The sequence below is a fragment of the Thermogemmatispora sp. genome, assembly GCF_019683635.1.
Classification (GTDB): domain Bacteria; phylum Chloroflexota; class Ktedonobacteria; order Ktedonobacterales; family Ktedonobacteraceae; genus Thermogemmatispora.
In genome coordinates this window covers 1-6838 of the sequence record NZ_JADGIA010000245.1, presented here as the reverse complement: position 1 = coordinate 6838, position 6838 = coordinate 1, and the positions used below count along the sequence as shown (strand labels likewise).

The 6838-nt window shown below is 61.1% G+C and carries 6 protein-coding genes; 1 reads left to right on the top strand and 5 read right to left on the bottom strand.

The genetic code is table 11. The features are described 5' to 3' along the window. The first annotated feature begins 193 nt into the window (after positions 1–193). A complete protein-coding gene (locus tag IRZ31_RS19095; RefSeq protein WP_297156632.1) occupies positions 194–1138 on the top strand; it encodes a class I SAM-dependent methyltransferase in 945 nt (314 codons plus the stop codon). Positions 1139–1461: 323 nt separating this feature from the next. Here IRZ31_RS19095 and IRZ31_RS19090 read toward each other — a convergent pair whose 3' ends face one another. The 5 genes from IRZ31_RS19090 to IRZ31_RS19070 all read right to left on the bottom strand — a co-directional run bounded on the left by IRZ31_RS19090 (position 1462) and on the right by IRZ31_RS19070 (position 6568). Beyond that, positions 1462–3498: an ATP-binding protein gene (locus IRZ31_RS19090; protein ID WP_297156629.1), complete on the bottom strand. Its 2037-nt coding sequence runs from the start codon at positions 3496–3498 to the stop codon at positions 1462–1464. An 11-nt stretch (positions 3499–3509) separates the two neighbouring features. Then, positions 3510–4694, bottom strand: a complete 1185-nt coding sequence (locus IRZ31_RS19085) for a hypothetical protein (protein WP_297156626.1) — start codon at positions 4692–4694, stop codon at positions 3510–3512. A 98-nt stretch (positions 4695–4792) separates the two neighbouring features. Next, positions 4793–5554 (bottom strand): ImmA/IrrE family metallo-endopeptidase, encoded by a 762-nt coding sequence (locus tag IRZ31_RS19080; protein WP_297156623.1) that lies wholly within the window; start codon positions 5552–5554, stop codon positions 4793–4795. After that, on the bottom strand, positions 5551–5928 hold the full coding sequence (locus IRZ31_RS19075) for a hypothetical protein (RefSeq protein ID WP_297156620.1): 378 nt from the start codon (positions 5926–5928) through the stop codon (positions 5551–5553). The genes IRZ31_RS19080 and IRZ31_RS19075 overlap by 4 nt, the downstream gene beginning before the upstream one ends. Beyond that, positions 5918–6568, bottom strand: coding sequence for a sigma factor (locus IRZ31_RS19070; protein WP_297156617.1), 651 nt, complete (start codon positions 6566–6568; stop codon positions 5918–5920). The genes IRZ31_RS19075 and IRZ31_RS19070 overlap by 11 nt, the downstream gene beginning before the upstream one ends. Positions 6569–6838: the final 270 nt, after the last annotated feature.

Here is a 6838-nt window from a genome sequence, read left to right as displayed (position 1 = left end):
CTCTCTGCGCTTTCCAGGCCGGTCGACAGCTGCTGTCATTGTAAGACATTAAAAATGTGTGAAAAACGAACGGCCAGATGTTCTTACCACTCCTCTATATTGACACCTATCATCATCTTATCTACACTGAGGAGTGTTCTCATAGCTCCACCCCCAAAGACTCTTCCAGACTAGAGAACGAGGAGGTACCAGCGTGCCCTGGTGGTTCTTCAGACGCAAGAGCGCGACGGCCCCCACCGGCCCCTCTCAGCCGCTCCCCGATGCTCCTCCACCGGCCCGTCCTCGCAGCTGGGCAGGAGAGATGACCCTACCTGGCCGGGCTGATACCGAAGAGCGACGCTACTTGGAGGAGCAGCCCTATCTACTACCCAAAGACCTCAAGGAGGTCAACCGTCTGGACTTTCAGCACTATGTGCTGCGTGCTATCCTGCGCCGCAACTATCTGGCCCCACTTCAAGCACCGCGCCAGATTCTCGATGTTGGCTGTGGTACTGGTCAGTGGGCCTACGAGGTGGCGAGGGAGTTCCCCCAGGCCAGCGTGGTCGGTCTGGATGTGGAGCAGGCCAAAAACTCGATGTCGCCACCACCCAACTATCGCTTTGTCAGTGGAGACGTGCTCGCTGGCCTGCCTTTTGCTGACAGTACCTTTGATTTTGTTCATCAGCGCTTCTTGTGGGCAGCAGTTCCACTAGCAGTCTGGCCCCAGGTGGTGCGTGAGCTGGTACGAGTGACCGCTCGTGGGGGCTGGGTGGAGCTGTTGGAAGGCAATACTCAATCTGCTCCTGCTGGACCACTGACTCAGCGTATGCAAAACATGCTTCAGGAACTTGTCTCGCTGCAAGGAATTGATGGCTCGGGGGAGGTTGCCAATTCACTGGATCGCTATTTGAGCGAGGCGGGACTGGTGCAAGTGCAGCGGTATGAAATCGAGGTACCTCTGGGAGACTGGGGGGGACGTGTCGGCTCTCTATTGGCACTAGATATTCGTGAAGCCTGCGCAGCGCTGAGTGGGGCGGTCGCGATGCGCTTTCGTATGGAGCCCTCGGAGTATCAGGCACTGCTGGATGCCGTCTTTCAAGAGTGCAATCAGCTGAAGACGATGTACCGCTTCGTGGCGGCCTATGGGCAGAAGCCCTGAGCTGAGCGCCGGCTTGGCACCTCGGAGCTGCCCGGCCCTGTGCTTTGCCTGTGGCTCCTGTGACAACGGTTGCCTCTGACCGGCGCCTGATCGCTCGTCTGCATCTGGACCCGGTCGCCTGGCTATTTTCACTCCAGGCGCGTGCCGGGCTGGTCCAGGCAGAGTTAGCGGCCCTCCCTTGCTTCTGCCGAGGTGCTGAAGCCGAGCGCCGATGCTCTGTGCGGATATCCCGGCACGCGCCCCTGACCCTCCCGTGCCCACCTTGTGATTGGTAGTAACTTTCCCGAAGAATGTGTAGGAAACCGCTCGCTGGCCGGGGCAAGCTAATCGACCATGCGTAGCTTGCAGGGGGTGGGATCGATGGCCACCAGGAAAGGCTGGATCATCCCATCCAGAGCAACAATCGCCTGCCCTGGGGCCAGATTGGGCAGCCGCGTCCAGAGTCCCTCATCGATGCCGCCGATGCTCCGCTTCAGGCGGCTGATGACGTTGGCATCGGTGATCTTATGCAGAATCACATTGTTGATGAGACCCAACACCTCGTCGGGCAGATGCTGCGGTAGCTGAGTCACAAAGGTCAATCCCAGCCAGCGCTTACGCCCACGCCGGGCGATGCGCGCCACCTGCTGGAACAGAGTTGGCATCTGGCGCACGCGCTCCGCCGACAAGAACTCGTGCGCCTCTTCGATGATCACCATAACCGGGACCAACCCCTCGCCCTCTTTGGCGGCCTGCGCCTGGTCAGCTCCTGCCAACAGCCCCGCCTGCCGCTCTTGCTGTCGCTCAAGACGGGCGTAGTGCTCATCCTGATGGCGATGCACTCCGCGTAGCAGCTCGGCGATCACCAGATTATTGATCTGTGGCGAGTCGGTATCGCTGAGGTCAATAATCGCAACCTGCCCTTGGCGCAGCATCTGGTCGTACCGCAGCGGCTGAGCCTTACGATTGTCGAAGATGCGCAGATTCAACAAGCGCCTGAGCTTCCCCTGCAGGGCTTTCCAGCTCGGGGGCGCTCCTGGCAGCCCCCTGGCTGCAGACTTAATCTTCTGAAGGACAGTCTGGGAGGCTGCTTTAAAGTCCGGGCTACTGAACTCGATGTTTTCCTCGGCCTTCTCGACAAGGGAAGAGCAGGCGCGGACCACATCATAGATGTGCTCCAGGCGCATGCCTCGATAGCCTTCCTCCAGCTCATCCAGCTCCAACAGCCAGCTGGCATCTTCTCCAGCTCTGGGCGAAATCTTCAATTGCTGCAAAAGCTGCTTGGTGATATCGTAGGCGCGTAGATAGCGCTCTTGCTGGGCCTCTGTCATCTCCAATAGCTCGCACACAAGATACGGAGAGAGCTGCTCAAACGAGAGACAGAAGGGCTGGACGGTGGCATGCTTCGGCTGCGGATTGGCGGTTCGCCGCCCTACCAGATGATAGATGGTGACCCCCTCCACGCCTGCAGGCTGCTTCCGGCGCCGCTGCAGAGCGGCGAGCATCGCTTCGTCGTCTGCCGGCTCGTCAATAGTGGTATATTCGCCTTCGGTATCGATGAGTATCGTGGCGAAGCCCTGACGCTGGAGCTGGCTCACCAGGCCGGAAACGGTCGTGGACTTGCCACCGCCGGTCGTCCCCAGAATGCCGACGTGGCGAAACCAGAGCGACTTGCGCCTGGCGGGGACGCGCACGACCAGCTCCTCATGACCAATGGCCAGGCCCAGCTCGATCTCGCCGTTCAATTTGAGCACACGGGCCATTTCTTCGCTGGTGAGCACGTAGACGGGGCTTTTGGGCAAAGGGCGGAAGCGCTGCGGAACCAGCTGGCCACCTTTACCTCCTAGCTCCTCGCCCAGTAGCTGAACCTGGACGCGCCCGTGATAGTCTGGCAAGAAAACAGCATCGTGGACGGAGGTCGTGATCACGATCGGCGAGTCGCCGCGGATGCCATCCGGTTCGGCAAATGGCCCGCGGACCACGATCCCCAGGTAGGAGCGCTTGTCGGTGCTCTCGATGCGGACCGGTGCCTGTGCCGGTACTTTCCCGATGTTGGCCTGCGGGAGGACAACGGTCACGGTATTATCCTCGCTGGCCGGGGTGTCGAAGAGGGTTTGGCCTACATAGCCAGGGCCGAAATTCTGCTCCTGCCATTCTCCGCCGGCGTGCTCTGCATCCTCGGCGATACGTGCGAAGACCTCGCGAGGAAAGGGCTTGATAGTCTCTTCTCCTCCTCCTCTATCTCCCTTCTCCTCAATCCGCTGCGCGGCGCCCTCGACTGGTGTGCCATTGCGATGACGCTGCGTCCGCGCGGGTTTTGCCGGGGGCTGCTCCTCAAAGGACCAGAGAGAGTGGTTGGAATCGTCGTGCTGCTTCTTCATTGCGCGGCCTGCTACTTTCTGGAGCGTGTCCGGCGCTCACTGACAAAGCGGAACGGTTCACCGGCATGGACATAAGCCGTGTGAATGGCATCTTCAAAGATGTCATTGCCAAAGACCACGCGGCAGATGGCGTCAGCCAGATCGATGAGCAGGGGAAAGCCCCGGTGCTTGTGCAAGACGCTATCTGCCAGAGCGATCAGCGCGGCCTCAAAGACATGGTCGATGTGACTATAGAAGATGTAAGGTGGGGCATAGGCCGAAGCGCGGTAGACACCCATCACCACCTGCGAGCCGACCTCGTGGCTGAAGCGCTCCGCCTGCTGTTTGAATTGAGCGGGATAGTGTCCCCTGGTGGCGATTTCAAGCAGCTGCTCCTCAATGGTCTCCAGAACGAGGAACTCCAGTGGCTCAAGGGCCTGGCCGATGGTCAGCCAATGGCGCCTCTGAGTGTCGCTCTGCACAAAGACCACCTTACGATGACCAAGCAGCAGCTCCTCCAGCATGGCCAGGCTGCGCGTGAACAGCTCCATGCTGCCCGAGCCGGTCAGTAGCTCGTAAGGGACAGGAGGGCCGTGGCCCAGGCGCCAGGGAGCCTGAGCCTTCCAGGTGAGCACCGCCCGCTCGGCATAGCTCATGATGCCGCGGCGAGCCAGCTCGCTCAATCGGCTCTGTTCCTCAACCTCGATGCTGCCGCGCTGGCTACGCCGTTCCAGCAGCGCTAGCAGATCCTCCAGTGGCCTACCGGTCGTCGCTCGCAGGTCGCGGCGAAAGAGGCGCTGCGACCAGGACCCCTGGTCTCCCTGATAGGAGACCAGGCAAACCCCTAACTGAGTGATCGTGATGGGCAGGCTGTCGTAGCGCTGGCTCGTGCCATCACAGGCCTCGACCGCTCCGTTAAAGAGCAGGGCGCGGTGAGCGTAGCGCAGGTCATCAAACGAGACCCGATAGCACCCGGCGCCCCGTGGAGCGCCAGGGCGCCTGGCAATGCGCGGAAAGACCTCGCGGCGAATCGGTTCGCGCTGAGCCTGCTCAAAGACCACAGCCTCGGCAATTTCGGCCTCTAGTTTGCGATAGAGTGCTTCTAGATCGCTGCCTCCCTGCCACCTCTCAATGTCCAGTGTTTCCTCAAGCGACTCCCCATATGCCTCCTCATAGGTACGGGCGTCCACCAGCAATGGCTCATCTTGTGGAGGCATCTCATCCGCTCCTTCATTGAACAACCAATCCTGCAGTGTTTCTACTACATATTCCCTTGCTCCCGGAAAAGTGCGACAGTTTCTGCAAATAGCCGGTGTCAATCGCGAAAGCCGAGCAGACGAGCGATAGAGCGCTGGGTTGTCGCCGGGAAGAGCAGGACGGCGTAGCCCTGAGCGATGGCCGGCGGCAGGCCATAGCTGGCGACCAGCAGGTGCCGGGCGATGCGTCTCTTCTCTGCCGGGTCTTCGCCCTTCTGGAGCTGCTGGTCGACCTGGGAGAGCACCCGCTCGGCGGGCGCGAGCAGTTCAAGGGCCAGGCGATCGGCCTCTCGCTCGGCGCGCAGCAGGGCGCTGACCCGCTCCATATCATCAGTTGTTCGCGGCAACAGGTCCAGATAGAAGCCGAGCTTGCAGCTGGCCAGGATGGCGTCAAGTCGCTCCTCGAAGGTAGGAGGACGCTCACCATCGAGCACGGGGAGGATCGACGGCCCCAGGAGCCGGATGGCGCGTTGCCGGGGCTGGAGGTAGTCGTGCAGAAAATGGGCTAGCTCGTGGGCCAGGGTATAGCGCTGCTCTTCGGGTGGATCGCTGTGGTCAACAAAGATCAGCCCGTGTCCTCGCACGGCGATGAGGCAACCGTGAAGCGGGCGTTCAGCACAGCTGGAGCAGTAGGCGATTCCCCGCTGCTGTAGCCAGCGCTCAACCCGCTCCACACTCAAGCGGGTGAGTGAGAAGATCGCGACCGGGTAGGCACGTCCGGCGATCGGTGCCAGATCACAGGGATAGGTTGGCTCACAGGCCACGGAGCGCCAGAAGGCGGCGGCCTCCTCTGTTACCCAGGCGGGCAGTGACATCATCATGGCTCTTGCCCCTCCTCGCGATCGCGCGCTGCCTGCAGCAGGCTCTCTCTCTGAGAGGCGCGCGCCATGTGGGTCTGCAAAGCTTCCAGCGCCTCGACCTGGCGAATCAAGGCCAGCAGGCGCCCATCCTTCAGATGAAAGCGCCGAGTCAGCTGCTCCACATCGTCCAGGAAAGTCGCTGAGGTCCCCACGGGCCGGCGACAGAGGGCAAGGCGCGGCAGATCCTCTGCCGCGCAGCCAAGGTCACGGGCCAGCCCTTGCTCATCAAGCTGGTGCAGATCCTGGTACTGGCGCAGGGCACTGGCCAGGAAAAAGCTTCTCTGAGCCGCTCGCTGGGCCGCATAGACCAGCGCCGGTGAAGGTTTACTGTTCATCAAAACGTACTCCGTGCCTCTTGAGTCGTAAACGCAAGCGATCTTTCACTCGCTTGACTTGCTTGCGCTGCTCCTCAATGGATAAGTGCGTCAGTCCCAGTTCCGCCGCGTAGATGCCCGTCCGTCTCTCCCCCTGGAGCATGAGGGCGACGATGCGCCATTCGATGGGTGTAAATGTTTCGCTGCGCAGGCGCTTGAGCAGCTTCTGCAGCGGTGGGGCGCTCAGCACAAGCCTTGCTTCCGCCTCCTGCCAGGGCCTCACCTCTTCTATGGAACTATTCCCTGGCGAGAGAGGAAGTGCGACAGACGAAAGAGGAATCTGGCGCTGCTGCTCGCGTTGGTAACGACTGAGGGCGTTACGAAGATCGCCTTCGGCGTTCATCACAAGGTAGTGCCACAGACTGCCGCGCTCTGGCCGATAACGCTCTGGGTGTTCAAGAAACGTTAGCAGTGAGTCAGTCACGGCGTCCTGAAGCAGCTGAGGATCTGGGATAGAGGCGTAGCGCAGGCGCAGCTGAGCGGTTAATGGCTCAAGAACCAGCTCCGCAAAGTCGTCCGGTGCAGTGGGGTCTTGAGCGAGCAGACGCTGATAGACAGCCTCTAGTTCCTGGGTTGGTGGGGGTGACACTGGCAGACCCATCGGGGCCTCCTTTGGTGGGAAACAACGCCGGGCACGCGAAGCGCACCCGTTCGCGAAGGAGGGCGAAAGAGTGGCTTCTGGCCCGTTTCCCCTCCTGCTGCTCTCGGGCATCGGCATCAGGGGGAGGAAAGGGTGAGAATCGTTTCTGTATGCATGCGCCTCTTCAGCAATGCCTGGTGAGCCGTGCGTGGCGGTGGCAGGGAGCGACGGTTGGGAGGCAGCTCTCGCTCTTCCCAGCGCTCCAGCCGGAACCCCTGCCGCTGCGCCAGC

Excerpts from the sequence above, each read along its gene's own strand:
- IRZ31_RS19075 (WP_297156620.1), bottom strand. The coding sequence starts at position 5,928 with ATGAACAGTAAACCTTCACCGGCGCTGGTCTATGCGGCCCAGCGAGCG.
- IRZ31_RS19085 (WP_297156626.1), bottom strand. The coding sequence starts at position 4,694 with ATGCCTCCACAAGATGAGCCATTGCTGGTGGACGCCCGTACCTATGAG.
- IRZ31_RS19070 (WP_297156617.1), bottom strand. The coding sequence starts at position 6,568 with ATGGGTCTGCCAGTGTCACCCCCACCAACCCAGGAACTAGAGGCTGTC.
- IRZ31_RS19090 (WP_297156629.1), bottom strand. The coding sequence starts at position 3,498 with ATGAAGAAGCAGCACGACGATTCCAACCACTCTCTCTGGTCCTTTGAG.
- IRZ31_RS19080 (WP_297156623.1), bottom strand. The coding sequence starts at position 5,554 with ATGATGATGTCACTGCCCGCCTGGGTAACAGAGGAGGCCGCCGCCTTC.